Below are 15,938 nucleotides of genomic sequence, written 5' to 3'. Positions count from 1 at the left end.
CTCTCACACGCGTACATCAGGGGGCAGCGCCTCCCTGAGCGCCTTCACCAACTCCTCCGGACGGTCCGCGTGAAAGCGGACCACCCGCGCCCGGCCCGTCGCGCCGAGCGGCCGTACGAACGGAACGGGCGCGGTCAGCTCCACCCGTACGGTCGTCTGGCTGCCCACGACAAGATCGAGCACCCCGCCGCCGTCCCCACTCCCGCCCCCTTCCGCCGGGGTGTACTGGACGAGCCCGCCGTCCGGGTAGCGCCGGTCGACCCGTACGGAGGCGATGCCGGAGGCCGGTATCCGCAGCTCGAAGAGGGTGCCGTAGCGGACCCGCAACGAGCCGTCCGCGCCCACCACATGGGGCCGGGTCACACAGCCCGCGTGCAGCGCCAGCACCATCAGCACCGTGTACACGTCCAGTACCAGGACGATCAGGTGCACCACCGGCCAGGGGATCAGCACGGCCATGGCCACGGTCTCCACGAGGGCGACGAACAGCAGCCCGTAGAGCATCGCCGTCTGCGGCCCGGTGTACGGCGCCGGGTGCCCGCCCGCGTCCACGCCGTGCGTGCGCCGCGCGGCCCACCGCGCGAGGCTGCCCCAACTCCGTACCTCCTGGGCGGCCAGCCGCCGTACGGGGGCCGGCACAGCCGTACGGACCCCCTCGGCCAGCGCCTCCCGGCGCCCGGCACCGGAGCGCCGCGCCGCCACGTAGGAGCGGCGCACGACCAGCGCCTCCGTGACGACGAGGGCGAGCACCAGCGCCTCGGCGGCGAGCAGCAGGGGCGTGGGGAGGGACACCCCGGCCAGCAGGCAGACGATCAGGACGATCTCGCACACGGGTACGGCGAACCAGACCACGCGCTTCATGACACCGGTCCCCGATCCCGCGTCCGCCGGCTCAGGGACTCCATGATCAGCCGTACGACCCGGGCCTGGGCCGGGCTGTACTCGGCGAGCAGCGCGTCCCCGAACCCGTCGACGGGCGGGCCGTCGCCGGCCGGCAGCGCGGCGACGAGCTCATCGGTGAGGAGTGCGGACAGATCGTCGGCGAGGGGCCCGATCCGGGGGTCGTCGGCCGGGGCGTCGACGAGTTCGTCGAGGCGCCGGTAGAGGCCGAGCATCTCCGGGGCGGTGGCGAGGGGGCGCAGCGCGTCGTAAACGCTCCCCGCGCCCGCGCTTCCGCTGCCGCCCCCGTCCGCCGTGCCCCCCTTGTCCCCGTCCCCGTCCCCGTCCCCGTCCCCGTCCTCGGCATCGCCGTCGTCCGCGTATCCGTGCCGGTCGAGCAGGGTGAGCAGGTCGCGGTCCATCGCGGCGCTGGGGGAGTCGACGGCGGGCAGGGAGTGCAGGAACCGCGCCAGCTCGGGGGAGACCGGGCCCCCGTCGGTCGGCGGCGTCTCCATCAGCTCGGCGAGCCGGCGCCGCCGGGCCCGGATCTGCGCCTCCTGACGGGCCAGATCGGCGTCCAGCTCGCCCAGCACCTCGGTGAGTTCGCGCCCGGCGTCGTCGGCGAGGACGTCCCGTACCTCGTCGAGGGAGAGCCCCAGCTCGGTCAGCCGCCGGATCCGGGCGAGGAGAACGGCGTCCCGTACCGAATAGTCGCGGTAGCCGTTGGGCCGCCGCGCGGGTTCGGGCAGCAGCCCCACATGGTGGTAGTGCCGTACCGCGCGAGAGGTGACCCCGGCGAGGGCGGAGATCTCTGCGATTCTCATGGGCCCAGTACAGACCCTGACGTAGCGGCAAGGTCAAGCCGGACATCCGCGCCCCCCGGAATGCCGGCGGGCCACGGCCACCGGTGCGTTCCGCCCGCCGTCGCCGGGTACGATGGCGAGCACGGCAGACGAGCCGGGCGGACGGCCGCGTCAAGATCTTCGATCTTGCCGAGGAACGTCCGGACTCCACACGGCAGGGTGGTGGGTAACGCCCACCCGGGGTGACCCGCGGGACAGTGCCACAGAAAACAGACCGCCGGGGCTGTGCTCTTCTCGGAGAGGGCGGTCCCCGGTAAGGGTGAAACGGTGGTGTAAGAGACCACCAGCGTCCGGGGTGACTCGGACGGCTCGGTAAACCCCACCCGGAGCAAGGTCAAGAGGGGTCGTCGTTCCGCGAGGAACGGCGTCCCTGCGCGGACGATCGAGGGCTGCCCGCCCGAGTCCGCGGGTAGACCGCACGAGACCGGCGGCAACGCCGGTCCTAGATGGATGGCCGTCTCCCCGGCCGCCGCGAGGCGACCGGGCGACAAAATCCGGCGTACAGCCCGACTCGTCTGCCGCCACCTGCGGCTTTATCTCGGACAGCCATTGGCCCGTAGCCGCCGTCCCAGGCGCCGTAGCCGATGGCGTCGCCGTCGGGCATCACCGGGGCCAGCCCGACGCGGTCGCCGACCTTCCGGTCCTCCATCCCCGGGCCGACCTCGCTGATGAGCCCGGCGTTCTCGTGCCCGAGCGTCATCGGGATGCGCGGGAACGACGCCATCCACTGCGCGTCGTCGAGCGCGCCGACGTCGGAGTGACACAGGCCGGCGGCCTTGATGTCGACGACGACTTCGCCTGGGCCGGCGTGCGGGACCTCCACCTCGTCCAGGGTCAGCGGCCGTCCGGTTCCGTGGAATCGCCACGATTTCATGGGTCTCACGTGTCCTTTTCTGCAGCGGACACGCATGGTCGGCGGCCGGCCGCCGACCCGTTCCGCATGTGCTGTGCAGTGCGATGTTCGGATGTTCAAGGGGCTGCTGCCGGGCCGCATGGGCCCCGGCAGCAGCTTCGTCGGCGCGCGAGTTCCCCCGCGAGCACGGGCCCACCGCTGTCAGCGGTGGGCGGCGCGGTTCATCTCGACGACGTCCTCGTGCGTGGGGGCGTCCCCGAGGGCGGCGAAGCGCTCCAGCATGCTGTCGCGGACGCGCGCGTCCTTGTCCCGGTCGGCCGCGGCCAGCGCCGGGCCCAACTCGTCCAGAGTCAGCTCGGTGCAGTAGGCCGGACCCATGGGCTGCTGGCGCCAGGAGTCGGCGAGCACACCGGCGTCGAAGGGATCGAAGCCGGTGTCGTCCACCAGCCGCATGGCCACCCGCCGCGCCTCCTGCGAGTCGGCCGCGACGGGAATGGCGATGCGACCCGGGGTGCCCGCCGGAACGCCCTTGGTCCGCTGGGTCTCCGCCAGGGCCGCGTTCCACGCCTTGACCACCGGCCGGCCCAGCGCTTCGGCGTTGCGCACGCTCTCCACCTGCCCCTTGTCCACCACCTCGATGGAGCCGCTGAGATGCGGGTAGTAGTTGGAGGTGTCGATGACCACCGTCTCGTCAGGAACCGAGTCGAACAGTCCGGCCAGTTCAGGGACCCGCTCGAAGGGGATGGACAGGATGACCACATCCCTGCCCTGCACCGCATCATCCAGGGCCACGGCGCGGGCGCCGGACTCCAGCACGTCGGCCGGGACGGCCTCGGGGCCCCGAGCGTCGGCCACCTGCACGTCGTGACCGGCCGCGCCGAGCTTGCGGGTCAGGTTCCCCCCGATCGCCCCTGCGCCAATAACAGTAATTTTCACAATTTGTCCTTCCTGGGGTTGTGCCGCTCCTCGGAACGGCACGTGTAAGCGGCGCGGACGAAGTCCGCACCGTCGCGTGGCAAGGGCCTGCACTCACCGAGGGGCCCCGGCCGCGTACGGGCGTCCGGCCGTGCGGCGGCACGGGCGCCTGGTCGTGGGGTGGGTTATCCGGGGACGTCGCCCGATTCGTGCAGGATGCCCATCGCCTGGTCCACGAGGTCCGACATGGGGATGGCCCCGCCGCCCGCGGTCCAGGCGTCGGTGGCCGCGTCCAGGCAGGAAATCGCGGCCGCCGCGAGCGCGTTGGCCCGCATGTCGATGGCGGGATCCGGTCCGCCGAGCCGGCGGGAGACCTCCGGCGCCAGCATGCTCTGCCAGCCCTGCGTTTTCTCCCAGTGCCGCGTCATCAACGCGCAGGCGTCGCTGAGCAGCCGGATCATGTCCATCGGAGGGCCGGGTTGACCGCCTCTGGGCTCGGCGATCACGTCGAAAGCGCGGCGCAGCGCGTCCCAGGGCCGCTCCTCGGCTGGGCGGGCCGCGAGGGCGTCGGCGATCTCGCGGCCGAACTCGCTGATCCTGCCGAGCACGAGTTCTTCCTTGGTGCCGAAGTAGCGGAAGAATGTGGTGCGCGACAGGCCGGCCGCTGCGGCGATCTGCTCCACGGTCGTGTTGTCGAATCCCCGCTCGGCGAAGAGCCGGAAGGCGACATCGCTGACCTCGGCGCGCATTGCCGCACGCGTCCGCTCGCGTAGTGAGGAACGCCCTGACGGTGCGGCGTCGGAGGTGGGTGGAGTCGTTGCTGGGTCTCCCATACCAAAAGTGTACGCCAACCCCAAATGGTACGCAGTACCACTTGGGTGTCTGGTTGCACTGATGGACTCCGTGCCACTTGAGGTGTTCTCCCTCCGTCAGCTGTGTTGACCGGGTCCGGCTCGGTCGTGGCGCCGACGGGGCTCAAGGCACGCAGTGGATGGGGGATCAGGGCGCGAGCGGTGTGTGAGTGCCGAAGGAGCGCTGGTGATACGTGAGCGGGCCGGGGCTTCCCTCGGCCGACTCGGCGGTGACGGCCTGGGCGAGCAGGATGGTGTGGTCCCCGGCGCTGATGTAGTCGTCGACCTCCGCGGCGATCCATGCTGCCGAATCCGGCAGGCGTGGCAGGCCCTCGCTCGGTGACCAGGCAACGCCTTCGAACTTGTCCGGGCCCGAGCGGGCGAAGGCGGCGGCAAGAGCGGCCTGACGCGTGCTCAAGATGTTGAGGCCGAAGCGGCCGGTGCGGCGGATGATCGCCAGCTGTTGCGAGCGGTCGTCCAGTGACACCAGCACCATGGGGGGTGCCAGGGACAGGGAGGCGAAGGCGCTGACCGTGGTGCCGTACGGGCGTCGGCCGTCCATGGTGGTGACCACGGCGACCGGGGACGCGACGTTGGTCATGGCATCACGGAACGCCTGCCGGGCTGCGGCGTCGGCCGGCTGGACAGGGTTTGGGGGCGGCGTTCGGGTGGGCATCACAGTGCCGCTTCCGCGAGGCGGGGGTCGAGGCCGTACTGGTCACGGGCTCCCAGGTGGTTCCGCAGAGTAGGGCCTTCGTAGTCGTGGTGGAACAGCCCGCGCTCCTGCAGGATCGGGACGACCTCGTCGACGAAGGCGTCGACGCCGTCGTGGTAGGCGTCGATCGCCAGGGAGAAGCCGTCGCAGGCCCCGGCTTCGAACCACTGCTGCATGTGGTCGGCCACATCGGTGGCGGTGCCGGCCACGACCGGGTGGTAGTCGATGACTCCGTGGGCGAGGACGTCGCGCAGGGTCCAGCCTTCGCGAGCCACCTCAAGGGCGCGGGCGGAGCGCGGGTCGTGCGGGTCGGCCACGGCGTCGGCCAACTGGCGTGCGCTCAACGGCTCGTCGATCTGCTCGTAGGTGAGCGGCACACCGATCATGGCGCCGAGGTAGCGTACGCGCCGGCGCAGGTCGACGGACTCGTCCAGCAGACGCCGCCGGTCCAGGGCGGCCCGGTGGGAGGAGGCGATGGTCGGCATGAAACCGGCGAACATCTTCACCTCGTCGGGGTCACGTCCGGCACGCTCGGCGGCATCGCGCAGTGCCTGGCGCTGAATCCGGCCGTCTTCGACGGTGTAGGGGTTGGCGTACACGCCGTCGGCATAACGCCCCGCCAGCCGCAGGCCGTTCATGCCGCCGCCCGCCTGGAAGACGACCGGCTGCCCCTGCTCGGACGGCGGGATGGGCAGCGGGCCGCGGGAAGCGACGTGGCGGCCCTGCAGGCTGACCGGCCGGATCTTGTCCATGTCGGCGAACCGCTTGCCGTCGACGTCGAGAACCCAGGCGTCCTTCTCCCAGCTGCCCCACAGCGCCTGCACGATCTGGACGACCTCGTGGGCGCGCTCGTACTTCTCCCCGCGCGGGGGGACCGCGCGGCCGAAGTTCGCCGCGGCGGCGGGATCGGAGGTGGTGACCGCGTTCCAGCCGGCCCGGCCGTGGCTGATCACGTCGAGCGCTTTGAACTGACGGGCGAGGTTGTAGGGCTCGTTGAAGGTGGTGGAGGCGGTGGCGACCAGGCCGATCCGCTCGGTCTCCCGCGCGATGGAGGTCATCACCAGCAGCGGGTCGATCGGGAAATGCGGGTGCTGGTGTTCGAGGTCCACGTCCAGAACCGGGGTGTCCGCGAAGAACAGCAGCTGGATCTTGCCGCGCTCGGCGGCCTGTGCGTACCGCACGAACTGGTCCATGTCGATATAGCTGGACAAGCTCGCCCCGGGCAGGCGCCACGCCCCGGGTTCGGCTCCGTAGCCGCTGGTGAACTGCATGCACAGGAGCATCTGTCGGCTTCTCATGGCCGCTCCTCCAGGTGAGGTGGAACAAAACGGAGAGTGCTTCCGCTTTGATTGCGACGATACGGAGGCGGCATCCGTATTGTCAAAGAGGGGGTGATCCGATGCGCGGGGGAGGCGTCGGTCCTGCGCGGGCCGCGGCCGGACGGGCGGCGCGGTGCCGGCGGCTCGACGCACCGCGGTGCTGCGCCCTGGCGTGCCGGGTCGACGTCTTGCCGCGGTGGATGGCGGAGGGGGGCGCGGATCCGGCCGGATCGCGTGCTCCGCCCGTGCGGGCATTTGACCGGACGCCGCCTCCGTTTTACGCTCGATCTCGTGCGGAGCCAGTCTCCGTTTTATCGGGGCCGCAGAAACGCATCAGGCGGGAGGACGTATGAGCGTCACGGGAGAGCACGGGCGCAAACCCCGGGCAGACGTCCTGCGCAATCGCGCGGCCCTGCTTGAGGCGGCCCAGCGTCACTTCCTGCGGGACGGGGTCGGTGCCTCCCTGGAGGCGGTGGCCAAGGACGCCGGTGTCGGGCCGGGCACGCTGTACCGACACTTTCCCAACCGGGAGGCGCTACTGGCAGCCGTGCTGCAGACGCGCTCCAAGGAGCTGGTGGCCCGCCAGGCGGACATCGCGCAGCTCGGTGACGCCTCCGAGATGCTGCGACAGTGGCTGCGGGCGATGGAGGAGTACTTCAGTGCCTTCAGCGGGCTGCCGCAACCGCTCATGGCCGCGGCCAGGGAGCAGGAGCCGGGTAACCCACTCACCCTTCCCTGTGAAGACCTCGTCGCCACCACCGAAGGGTACCTGCGCGCCGCACAGCGCGCGGGGCGCGCGCGCTCCTCGGTGACGGGGTACGACCTGTTCCTCTCGGTTATTTCCGTCGCCTGGATCAAGAGCACCGGCGCCGGTGACGAGAAGGCGATCGACCGTATGCGCGCACTCCTTGAAATCGGATACCGCGAACAGGACAACGAGAGGTAGGCCACGGGCCGCTCCGGGCCCAGCGGCAGAAGCGGGCGCACACGTCCAGCGCGTCCGGACACGACGTCCGGACGGTGAACTGCCGTGCGGCCGTCACGGCCCATGCCGTACCCGGCGGTCATGCGGGGCGTACTCGGCGAGGGGGTCGATGCCGTCCGAGGCGCGGACGTGATCACCCGGCGCACCTCGTTCCGGCACATCCCGGTCGAACTCGACCGACCGCCTGCCGCTGATGCACCTGGCAGCACCTCACGCCCTGCAGCAACCCCATGACGCAACCATCGTCCTTGGAACGGCCCCCCCCGAAAGGAATCGTTTTGCCCGCCACACCTTCGCCCATCACCGACATCGTGCGTTCCCGGTACTCCGTCCGGAAGTTCCTGCCCACCCCACTGCCACCGTCGGACATCCGCGGCGTGCTGGAAGACGCACAAGCTGCCCCGTCGAACTGCAACACCCAGCCGTGGACGGTGCATGTCGTCTCGGGTGCGGCGCGCGACGCCCTGAGCAAGGAACTGCTCAAGGCCGATGAGGAGCAGCGCTTCTCCCCCGACTTCTCCTTCAGCTACGCCGACTTCGGCGAAGGCGCCTACCTCGACCGGTCGCACGACCATGCCGCGACCCTCTATGGGGCTCTGGGGATACCCCGCTCGGACCGGACGGCCCGGAACGCGCATGCCCGCACGAACCTGGAATTCCACGGCGCCCCGCACGCCGCCTTCCTCTTCATGCCGGCGTTCGGCGACGGGGTGCGGGCGGCCGGTGACATCGGCATGTACGCCCAGAACTTCCTGCTCTCGCTGACGGCCCGAGGGCTCGGAGGCATTCCGCAGACCATGCTCGGGACGTATGCCGACACCGTCCGTGAGTTCCTGGGTGTTCCCGAGGAACTCAAGCTGCTGTTCGGTATCTCCTTCGGCACGGCGGACGTGACCGCACCGGAGAACAGCTTCCACATGGGACGCGTCCCGCTGGAGCAGAGCGTCGTCCTCCATGACACCCCCGGAGTCCTCGACGAGGAGTAGTTCCTCGCGGTCGGCGCCGATCGCTCCTGGGTGCTCTCGCCGCCGGCGCGGAATGGGCGATCGCCGGCTGTCACCGGCCGCCGGGCACATCGCCCCTGCGCGGAATCGCCTGAGGCCGGGGGGTCAGGTGCGTGTGACGTTGCTGATGGCGGTGCGCAGGTCGTCCTCTCCAGGCCGCAGCGGGGGAAGGGGGGTTGCGTCGGCGGGGTTGAGCGAATCGAAGAGCAGGGCGATGAAGCGGGCGCGCAGAGAGGGCGCGGTGCCAGGGAGTGCGAGGCCGGCGACGGCCATGACGAGGAAGCGGGGAATGTCATCCGCGGTGAGGTCGGGGCGGATCTCGCCTTGCTGCTGCGCGCGCAGCAGGAGGGGGTGGAGTGAGGCACTGAAGCGCTGGAGGGCGTCCACGGCGACATCGGCGAAGTTGCCGGCGAAGGTGACCAGGCCCTGTTCCTGAGTGATCAGGTCGAGCAGATGTGTGGCGATGTCCTGGAGCGACTGGCGCGGGTGGGGGGCATCGGCGGCGCGGTCGACGAGGGGGAGCAGGTCGGTTTCGAGGATGTCGTCGAGGACGGCCCGGACGATGGCTTCCCGGTTGGGGAAGTGGCGGTAGAGGGTGGCGATGCCCACGCCGGCCTCGGCTGCGATCTGTTCCAGGGAGGCTTCGCCCGTGCCGAGGACGGTCCGTCCGGCGGCAGTGATGCGCTCCACGCTGGCGCGTGCGTCCACTCTGCGCCGTGGGGCGCGGTCCTTCGCGGTTGCCATCTGTGGCTCCTCCTTGGCTCTGCGGTGAAGGCTATCCGCCCCTCAGTAGATAGTGTCCTATCGGTTTGATAGTACTCTCTCAGTTCGGTGTGCGGTGTGGCCCGTAAGGGCGCCTGGAAAAGGGAGAGAACTATGTCCGTTCTGCTGTACCGGCTGGGAAGGTTCGCCTACGGCAAACCCTGGTACGTCATCGGTGGCTGGCTGGCCGTGGTGGTGGCCGTCGTGGGGCTTCTCGCGGTCAACCCCGTCAAGCTCAGCAACGAGGTACGCATAGACGGCACCCCGTCCCAGGAGGTCATCGACGATCTGGCCACGTCCCTGCCGGAGGCATCCGGGGGGCAGGGCATGCTGGTCTTCAACGCCCCGGACGGTGCCCGGATCGACGACGAGAGCGTCCGAACGGCCCTGCTGGCGGCGGTGAACGCCGTCTACCGCCACGACCACGTCATCGATACCCGGAAGGTCCTCGCCGAGGAAGCGGCCAAGGGGGCGAGCAGTCCGCTGCGGCAGGCCCAGGCAGCGGTGGCGCAGGCTGCCGGCCGGCCATCCTCCGGCAGGACGCCCGTCCCGTTGCGGGCGGGCGGTCAGCCGGTGCCGGGAGTCACCGTCTCCGCCGATGGCTCGACGGCGCTGATGCAGTTCCAGTTCGACCAGCAGACCTATGAGCTTCCCTCCGGCACGATCGACAGCACCATCAAGGCCGCCGAGCAGCAGGCCGCACCCGGTGGCCTCGATGTCCTGCCGTCGGCGGCGATGCTGGAGATCCCCGAGATCGTCGGCGTCGGGGAGATCGTCGGCGTCGCCGTCGCGGCCATCGTCCTGCTGGTCACTTTGGGGTCGGTCGTGTCAGCGGGCCTGCCCCTGGTCATCGCCCTGGTCGGCATCACGGTGGGAGTGGGCGGCGCCTTCACCCTCTCCAACGTCTTCGAGATCCACTCGCTCGCCGCGGTACTGGCCCTGATGCTGGGGCTGGCCGTCGGTATCGACTACGCCCTGTTCATCGTCAGCCGGGAACGCCGGCTGATCCTGGACGACGGCCTGGACGCGCACGAAGCGACCAGCCGCGCCATCGGCACCGCCGGAAGCGCGGTCTTCTTCGCCGGCAGCACCGTCATCATCGCCCTGGCGGGGCTCCTGGTCGTCGGGATCACCCTGCTCAGCACGATGGCCGTCGTCGCCGCTGCCACGATCGCGATTGCCGTCCTGCTCGCCCTGACCCTGTTGCCGGCGCTGCTGGGCCTGGTCAAGGAACGCATCTGCTCCACCCGGACCCGGAACGGGGCGCAGCAGCAGAAAGCTGCCGCCACGCACGCTCGGGCAACCCGTTGGGGAGTACGACTGGTCCGCCACAAGTACGCTGCTCTCGCCGCCGCGGTCCTGGTTCCCGTGATCCTGGCAGTGCCTGCCCTCGGTATGAAGATGGGCCTGCCCTCCGGGGCCAGCTACAACACCGACACCGCGCAGCGTCAGAGCTACGATCTGGTCAGCGACGCCTACGGGCCCGGCTACAACGGCCCGCTCATGATCGCCGTCAGTCCCACCACGGACGGACAGCCCCTCACCCCCGCAACCCTCGCCGCGGTCACCTCCGACCTGAAGGACATCAAGGGCGCGACCTCGGTCTCACTGGCCGGGGTGAACAGCACCGGCACCACAGCCATCCTCAGCCTCGTTCCCGGCAGTGGCCCCAATGACGACGCCACCAAGGACCTCGTCACCGCCGTACGGGACAAAAGCGCGAAGATCAGTGACACCCACGGTGCCACCATCGGCATCACCGGCTTCACCGCCCTCGCGATCGACGTCTCCGACCGGCTCGCCGACGTCCTGCCCGTCTACGTGGCCACCGTGCTCGGACTCTCCCTGATCATCCTGCTCCTGGTGTTCCGCTCCCTCATGGTCCCGGTGACAGCGACCCTCGGCTTCCTCCTGAGCATCGCCGCCACCTTCGGCCTCACCACCGCCGTCTTCCAGTGGGGCTGGCTGCAGGGCCTGATCGGACTCGACGCCACCGCCCCCGTCGTGAGCCTGCTGCCCATCATCATCACCGGCGTCCTCTACGGGCTCGCCATGGACTACCAGATGTTCCTGGTCACCTCGATGCGCGAAGCACACATCCACGGCGCCACCGCGCTGGACGCCACCGTCACCGGTTTCGCTCGCGCCGGCTCCGTGGTCGTCGCGGCGGCCACCATCATGGTCTCCGTCTTCGCCGGATTCATCTTCAACGCCCAGCCCATGATCAAGCAGGCCGGCTTCGCGCTGGCCGCAGGCGTCCTCATCGACGCCTTTGTCATCCGCATGACACTCATCCCGGCCACCATGGCACTGGCGCAGGAGAAAGCCTGGTGGATCCCCGCCTGGCTGGACCACCTGCTCCCCGACCTCGACGTCGAGGGCGACAAGCTCACCCAGAAGATCCCGCTGCTCCACCAGGCGACTCACCAGCCGCACGCCACAGCGCAGAGGGCCGGAACCACCGGCTGATACGGGTGGATTCCGGCGCCGTGCTGTAAACCACCCTGCGGCAGAGCCCGATGGGCGTCGCACTCACCGGCGACACGACCCAGTGCGCCGGGCCCGCCCGGAGCACGGGATACCGGTGATTCACCGACCCGGCCGTCCGGTTCCTTCCACGTCGACGCCGAGCCCGGCCCACAGCTCCTGCTCGACCCGGCTCGGCGGGGTCGAGCAGCGCCGCTCCGGGTGGCCGGCCGGGGGCCCGGAGCCGGAGTCGGGGGCGGAGCTGGGATCCGGATCGGAGTCGGGGTCGGGGTCGGGATAGTGGACGCCGGGCAGCGGTCCGACGACCACCGCGCCGAACTCGACGAGCAGGTTCAACGCGCCGGCGCCGGCCCTGCCGAGCCAGGACCTCAGCCCCATGCGGTCCCTCTTCTCCCGAGCTCGTACCGAGGCGGTCCCGCGACGGCCCCTGGGCGCCCATGGTCACCGCTCGGCCTGAAGCGTCGCTTAAAGCATGCCGTGGAAGGTCATGAACATGAAGACCCCATACTCCGGGGCGGACGGATTCCCGGCCGAATCATGATCGGCTGAGTGTTGCCGTGGGCGACAACGTGCCAGTGTTCGGGCAGGCGGAAGGAGCAGTGGCATGGAGATCGGAGTTCTCGGGCCGCTCGTGGTGAGCATCGACGGCACCTCCGTGGTGCCGAGCGCGGCCAAACCGCGGCAGCTGCTCGCGCTGCTGGCGGTCAACGCGGGCCGGGACGTGAATGTGACCGCCCTGACGGAGGAGCTGTGGGACTCACATCCCCCCAGCCGGCCCGCCGGTGTCGTCCAGACCTACGTCAAGCAGCTGCGCAGGGCCATCACCGTGGCCCTGGGGCCGGAGCACGAGTGCGCGCCGAAAGAGGTACTGAGCCGCAGCTACGCCGGATACGGGCTGAACATGCCCGCGCCCGTCATGGAGGCCGCCCTCTTCGAGCAGCTCGCCGGGCGCGGGCTGCGGGCCCTGGCCGGCGGCGACGACGGGACCGCCTCGGAGCTGCTGGGCGAGGCGCTCGCCATGTGGCGCGGGCCGGTCCTCGCCGACGTACGCATCGGACCCGCGCTCCGGGTCGAACTGCTGCGGCTGGAGGAAGCGCGGAACTCCGCGCTGGAGGGCCGGATCACCGCGGACCTGCGGCTCGGCAGACACGCCGAGGTGATCGGCGAACTCCTCGCGCTCACCGAGCGCTTCCCGCTCCAGGAGAGTCTGCACGGGCTGCTGATGCTGGCGCTCTACCGAGGCGGACGCTCATGGCAGGCGCTGGAGATTTTTCGAAAGCTACGCGCGTCGACCTCCCAGGAGCTGGGCATCGAGCCTTCCCTGCGCGTCCAGAAGCTGCACCGGGCGATCCTGGCCGCCGACCCCCAGCTCGACCTCACCGCGCCGAGTTTGGCGGCCTTTTAGCGGCCCCGGGCAGCGTGGGGGCCGCGTCGGCCGGGCCTGTCCCACCTGCCTCACCTGTTCTGCCTGTCCACCCGTTGACGTATTCCCGCACCCGGACGGCCCGCTCACCCCTGGACCGAACCGAGACGGAGCAACCCGATGCGATACCTGTCCCGGAAGCCCCCGGGCCGCGAACCGGAGCCCACGACCCGGCTGTTCTGCTTTCCGTACGCGGGCGGCGGCGCCTCGGCGTACCGGCGATGGCAGCGCGGCCTCGATGCCCAGGACGCCGGAGTACGGGTGATGCCCGTACAACTGCCCGGCCGTGAGGAACGGTTCGACGAAGCCAGGTTCACCGATCTGGACGCCCTCGTCGACGACCTGGACGCACAGCTCGACGAGGAGCTGACCGAGCCCCACCTCTTCTACGGGCACAGCATGGGCGCGCTCATCGCCTACTCGCTCGTGCGGCGGCGGCAGTCGCGCGGGGCGGCGCTGCCCCGGGCCCTCGTGCTGAGCGCCTACCGCGCCCCGCACCTGCCGGCCCCGGCGCTCGCCGACCCGGACGCCGGGGACGAGGAACTCGTCGCCGGCCTGGTGGCACTCGGCGGCATCCCGGAGGCGCTGCTCGGCCATCCCGAATTCCTCTCCGCGCTGCTTCCGGTGGTCCGCGACGACCTCCGGCTGTGCCTCGGCAGCGTGGCCGCGCACACCGAGCGGCTGCGGGTACCGCTGCACCTGTTCGCCGGACACGGGGACCGGCTGGTCACCGTGGACGAGATGCTCCCCTGGCGGAGCCACGCGGGGAGCGGCTGCGACCTGCGGACGATGCCCGGCGGGCACTTCTTCGTCAGGTCGGACGAGGGGGCCTTCCTACGTGAACTCGCCTCCCTGACGCGCCGCTACGCCACGGAGCGGGTGGCGGTGTAACCGGCCGGCACCACGGAACGGCGGTCCCTCCGGCCCGCCCACGATCACCCCGCCGCGCGGCCTCCGTGCGGCTCCTGAGCCTTACGGATCCCTCGCGAAAGGAACACGTCCCGTGACACACGACGCCATGGAAGGCGCCACCAGGAGTTCGGCCTCGCCACGGGTCCGCGCCGTCTGGGCGGTGCTGTTCGTCCTCCTGCTCATCTTCTCGGTGTTCGAGGCGACGAAGTACGGCGGATGGGTGATCGTCGCGGCGCTCGCCGGTGCCGTCGCACCCGACCTGTCGTTCCTCGCCGGCATCGCGGGCCCGCACGAGCACGGCCCGCACGAACGCGGCCGGCTGCCCCGCAGGGCCGTGCCCGTCTACAACCTTCTGCACCGGCCCCTGTTCGCCGTCGTCCTCATGTTCACCTGCCTGATCCCAGAATCCCCGGCCGTCGCCGTGCCCCTGTTCAACTTCGGTCTGGCCTGGCTGGTGCACATCGCCGCCGACCGGGCGCTCGGATACGGCCTGCGCGCAGCCGACGGCCGGCAGCGCTGACGCGCGCCGCGGGACCTGCCCCCGGGACCTGCCTCCGAGGGGCGCTTTGGTCCCGCACAAGCCCCCGCTGCGAGGCTCGTCCGGGTCCCTGACCGCACCCCCTCACCGCGCGCCGGTCACCCGGACCACCGCACACACGTATCTGCTGAGCATCTGTCGCCGGAGGAAACGCATGGAAACGACGGACACGACGCACGGCGGGCCGGAGGCCGGCCGTCCGCTACTGGACTACCCGTTCCACCGCCCTTCGGCCGTCGAGGTGCCCCCGGTCTACGAGGAGTTGCGGGCCAAGTGCCCCGTCGCCCATGTCCGGCTGCCCACCGGTGACGAGGGCTACGTGGTGACCCGTTACGACGACGTGCGCACCGTGCTCGCCGACGCCAGGTTCAGCCGGGCCGCCACCATCTCCCCCGACGTACCGCAGCTCACCCCCACGCCCCCCGTGCCGGGCAGCCTGTTCACCACGGACGCGCCCGAGCACACCCGGCTGCGCAAGCTCGTCTCCCGGGAGTTCACCGCCCGCCGCGTGCAGAACATGCGTCCCCGGATCCAGGAGCTGACCGACGGGCTGCTGGACGAGATGGAGAAGCTCGACGGGCCGGTCGACCTCAACACGGCACTCGCCTTTCCGCTGCCGGTGATGGTGATCTGCGAACTGCTCGGTGTGCCCTTCGAGGACCGCGACCGCTTCCGGGAGTGGTCGGACGCCTTCGTCTCGCTGACCGCGCACACCCCCGAGGAGATGGCCGCCCAGCGCCAGCAGATGATCGGGTACCTCGGCGCGCTCGTCAAGCGCAAGCGGGAGGAGCCCACGGACGACCTGATGGGGGCGCTCGTCGCCGCCCACGAGGAGGAGGGCAGCCTCAACGAGTACGAGCTGATCGTCATGGCGGCGACCATCCTCGTCGCCGGTCACGAGACCACGGTCAGCATGATCGGCAAGATGGTCCTGACCCTGCTGCGCCACCCCGAGCACATGGCCACGCTGCGCGAACACCCCGAGATGATGGACCACGCCGTCGAGGAGCTGCTGCGCGTCAACCCGATCGGTGACGGCGGCCCGCTGCGGATCACCCTGGAGGACGTCGAGGTCGGCGACACCGTCATCCCCAAGGGCAGCGCGGTCCTGGCGGCGGTCTGCTCCGCCAACCAGGACCCCGCGCGCTTCCCCGGCGCACAGGCGGACGAGTTCGACCCCACCCGGCCCGAGGCCGTCCACCACGTCGCGTTCGGCCACGGCCCGCACTTCTGCGTGGGCGCCGCGCTGGCCAGGGCGGAGCTGCAGATCGTCCTCTCCTCGCTGCTGAACCGCTTCCCCGGTCTGCGGCTCGCGGAGGAGGCCGACTCCCTGGAGCTGACCACCGGGATGATGGTGCACGGCCTGACCCGGCTGCCCGTCACCTGGTGACAGACCCGCACAGAGGCCCCGGCCCGCACGGGAACGTGCGGG

Annotated in this window: 15 protein-coding genes, 1 other RNA gene and 2 pseudogenes; 9 read left to right on the top strand and 9 right to left on the bottom strand. The window is 70.6% G+C overall.

The genetic code is table 11. The features are described 5' to 3' along the window. Positions 1 to 3 precede the first annotated feature (3 nt). Positions 4 to 861 carry a hypothetical protein gene (locus tag ACFXKG_RS14785; RefSeq protein ID WP_384837602.1) on the bottom strand — a complete coding sequence of 286 codons (858 nt, stop codon included), beginning with the start codon at positions 859 to 861 and terminating at the stop codon, positions 4 to 6. After that, a complete protein-coding gene (locus ACFXKG_RS14780) occupies positions 858 to 1,703 on the bottom strand; it encodes a MerR family transcriptional regulator (RefSeq protein WP_384837600.1) in 846 nt (281 codons plus the stop codon). The genes ACFXKG_RS14785 and ACFXKG_RS14780 overlap by 4 nt, the downstream gene beginning before the upstream one ends. 129 nt (positions 1,704 to 1,832) lie before the next feature. On the opposite strand from ACFXKG_RS14780, the gene rnpB reads away from it, so the two are divergent. Continuing rightward, positions 1,833 to 2,260, top strand: an RNA gene (rnpB, locus tag ACFXKG_RS14775) — RNase P RNA component class A. 89 nt (positions 2,261 to 2,349) lie between these two features. Here rnpB and ACFXKG_RS14770 read toward each other — a convergent pair. From ACFXKG_RS14770 to ACFXKG_RS14750, 5 genes and pseudogenes are all read right to left on the bottom strand, one after another. Beyond that, positions 2,350 to 2,616, bottom strand: a pseudogene (locus ACFXKG_RS14770) (alcohol dehydrogenase catalytic domain-containing protein); the annotation flags it as partial. A gap of 180 nt (positions 2,617 to 2,796) precedes the next feature. Continuing rightward, complete coding sequence (locus ACFXKG_RS14765; RefSeq protein ID WP_384837597.1) at positions 2,797 to 3,531, bottom strand: NADPH-dependent F420 reductase; 735 nt, start codon at positions 3,529 to 3,531, stop codon at positions 2,797 to 2,799. Positions 3,532 to 3,695: 164 nt separating this feature from the next. Next, positions 3,696 to 4,259 carry a TetR family transcriptional regulator gene (locus ACFXKG_RS14760; RefSeq protein ID WP_384837594.1) on the bottom strand — a complete coding sequence of 188 codons (564 nt, stop codon included), beginning with the start codon at positions 4,257 to 4,259 and terminating at the stop codon, positions 3,696 to 3,698. 250 nt (positions 4,260 to 4,509) lie between these two features. Then, complete coding sequence (locus ACFXKG_RS14755) at positions 4,510 to 4,962, bottom strand: flavin reductase family protein (RefSeq protein WP_384837591.1); 453 nt, start codon at positions 4,960 to 4,962, stop codon at positions 4,510 to 4,512. 74 nt (positions 4,963 to 5,036) lie between these two features. Then, complete coding sequence (locus tag ACFXKG_RS14750) at positions 5,037 to 6,374, bottom strand: NtaA/DmoA family FMN-dependent monooxygenase (RefSeq protein ID WP_384837588.1); 1,338 nt, start codon at positions 6,372 to 6,374, stop codon at positions 5,037 to 5,039. 370 nt (positions 6,375 to 6,744) lie between these two features. Here ACFXKG_RS14750 and ACFXKG_RS14745 point away from each other — a divergent pair, with 370 nt between their 5' ends. Next, positions 6,745 to 7,341 carry a TetR/AcrR family transcriptional regulator gene (locus tag ACFXKG_RS14745; protein WP_384837585.1) on the top strand — a complete coding sequence of 199 codons (597 nt, stop codon included), beginning with the start codon at positions 6,745 to 6,747 and terminating at the stop codon, positions 7,339 to 7,341. Positions 7,342 to 7,658: 317 nt separating this feature from the next. Beyond that, entirely contained in the window at positions 7,659 to 8,366 is a 708-nt protein-coding gene (locus ACFXKG_RS14740) for a nitroreductase (protein WP_384837582.1), read from the top strand. Between the two features lie 123 nt (positions 8,367 to 8,489). Here the strand turns inward: ACFXKG_RS14740 and ACFXKG_RS14735 are convergent, their stop codons facing one another. Further along, on the bottom strand, positions 8,490 to 9,128 hold the full coding sequence (locus tag ACFXKG_RS14735; RefSeq protein WP_384837579.1) for a TetR/AcrR family transcriptional regulator: 639 nt from the start codon (positions 9,126 to 9,128) through the stop codon (positions 8,490 to 8,492). Between the two features lie 132 nt (positions 9,129 to 9,260). Between ACFXKG_RS14735 and ACFXKG_RS14730 the strand changes: the two genes are divergently transcribed. Both ACFXKG_RS14730 and ACFXKG_RS14725 read left to right on the top strand, forming a co-directional pair. Continuing rightward, entirely contained in the window at positions 9,261 to 11,615 is a 2,355-nt protein-coding gene (locus ACFXKG_RS14730; RefSeq protein ID WP_384837576.1) for an MMPL family transporter, read from the top strand. A 32-nt stretch (positions 11,616 to 11,647) separates the two neighbouring features. Beyond that, positions 11,648 to 11,731, top strand: a pseudogene (locus tag ACFXKG_RS14725) (XRE family transcriptional regulator); the annotation flags it as partial. Positions 11,732 to 11,735: 4 nt separating this feature from the next. Here the strand turns inward: ACFXKG_RS14725 and ACFXKG_RS14720 are convergent. Beyond that, complete coding sequence (locus ACFXKG_RS14720) at positions 11,736 to 12,011, bottom strand: DUF6059 family protein (RefSeq protein ID WP_384837573.1); 276 nt, start codon at positions 12,009 to 12,011, stop codon at positions 11,736 to 11,738. 226 nt (positions 12,012 to 12,237) lie between these two features. Here ACFXKG_RS14720 and ACFXKG_RS14715 point away from each other — a divergent pair, with 226 nt between their 5' ends. The 4 genes from ACFXKG_RS14715 to ACFXKG_RS14700 all read left to right on the top strand — a co-directional run bounded on the left by ACFXKG_RS14715 (position 12,238) and on the right by ACFXKG_RS14700 (position 15,896). Further along, positions 12,238 to 13,038, top strand: coding sequence for a BTAD domain-containing putative transcriptional regulator (locus ACFXKG_RS14715; RefSeq protein WP_384837570.1), 801 nt, complete (start codon positions 12,238 to 12,240; stop codon positions 13,036 to 13,038). 138 nt (positions 13,039 to 13,176) lie between these two features. Beyond that, positions 13,177 to 13,947 (top strand): thioesterase II family protein, encoded by a 771-nt coding sequence (locus ACFXKG_RS14710; RefSeq protein ID WP_384837567.1) that lies wholly within the window; start codon positions 13,177 to 13,179, stop codon positions 13,945 to 13,947. Between the two features lie 112 nt (positions 13,948 to 14,059). After that, on the top strand, positions 14,060 to 14,488 hold the full coding sequence (locus ACFXKG_RS14705; RefSeq protein ID WP_384837565.1) for a DUF4260 family protein: 429 nt from the start codon (positions 14,060 to 14,062) through the stop codon (positions 14,486 to 14,488). Between the two features lie 172 nt (positions 14,489 to 14,660). Continuing rightward, positions 14,661 to 15,896: a cytochrome P450 gene (locus ACFXKG_RS14700; protein ID WP_384837562.1), complete on the top strand. Its 1,236-nt coding sequence runs from the start codon at positions 14,661 to 14,663 to the stop codon at positions 15,894 to 15,896. Positions 15,897 to 15,938: the final 42 nt, after the last annotated feature.

The organism is Streptomyces sp. NPDC059255, from assembly GCF_042752355.1.
In the GTDB taxonomy this organism is placed as follows: domain Bacteria; phylum Actinomycetota; class Actinomycetes; order Streptomycetales; family Streptomycetaceae; genus Streptomyces.
Note: the sequence above shows the minus strand (reverse complement) of the source record. Positions and strands in the feature narration are given on the sequence as shown.

Excerpts from the sequence above, each read along its gene's own strand:
- ACFXKG_RS14785 (WP_384837602.1), bottom strand. The coding sequence starts at position 861 with ATGAAGCGCGTGGTCTGGTTCGCCGTACCCGTGTGCGAGATCGTCCTG.
- ACFXKG_RS14780 (WP_384837600.1), bottom strand. The coding sequence starts at position 1,703 with ATGAGAATCGCAGAGATCTCCGCCCTCGCCGGGGTCACCTCTCGCGCG.
- ACFXKG_RS14760 (WP_384837594.1), bottom strand. The coding sequence starts at position 4,259 with ATGCGCGCCGAGGTCAGCGATGTCGCCTTCCGGCTCTTCGCCGAGCGG.
- ACFXKG_RS14755 (WP_384837591.1), bottom strand. The coding sequence starts at position 4,962 with ATGACCAACGTCGCGTCCCCGGTCGCCGTGGTCACCACCATGGACGGC.
- ACFXKG_RS14750 (WP_384837588.1), bottom strand. The coding sequence starts at position 6,374 with ATGAGAAGCCGACAGATGCTCCTGTGCATGCAGTTCACCAGCGGCTAC.
- ACFXKG_RS14745 (WP_384837585.1), top strand. The coding sequence starts at position 6,745 with ATGAGCGTCACGGGAGAGCACGGGCGCAAACCCCGGGCAGACGTCCTG.
- ACFXKG_RS14735 (WP_384837579.1), bottom strand. The coding sequence starts at position 9,128 with ATGGCAACCGCGAAGGACCGCGCCCCACGGCGCAGAGTGGACGCACGC.
- ACFXKG_RS14730 (WP_384837576.1), top strand. The coding sequence starts at position 9,261 with ATGTCCGTTCTGCTGTACCGGCTGGGAAGGTTCGCCTACGGCAAACCC.
- ACFXKG_RS14720 (WP_384837573.1), bottom strand. The coding sequence starts at position 12,011 with ATGGGGCTGAGGTCCTGGCTCGGCAGGGCCGGCGCCGGCGCGTTGAAC.
- ACFXKG_RS14715 (WP_384837570.1), top strand. The coding sequence starts at position 12,238 with ATGGAGATCGGAGTTCTCGGGCCGCTCGTGGTGAGCATCGACGGCACC.
- ACFXKG_RS14710 (WP_384837567.1), top strand. The coding sequence starts at position 13,177 with ATGCGATACCTGTCCCGGAAGCCCCCGGGCCGCGAACCGGAGCCCACG.
- ACFXKG_RS14700 (WP_384837562.1), top strand. The coding sequence starts at position 14,661 with ATGGAAACGACGGACACGACGCACGGCGGGCCGGAGGCCGGCCGTCCG.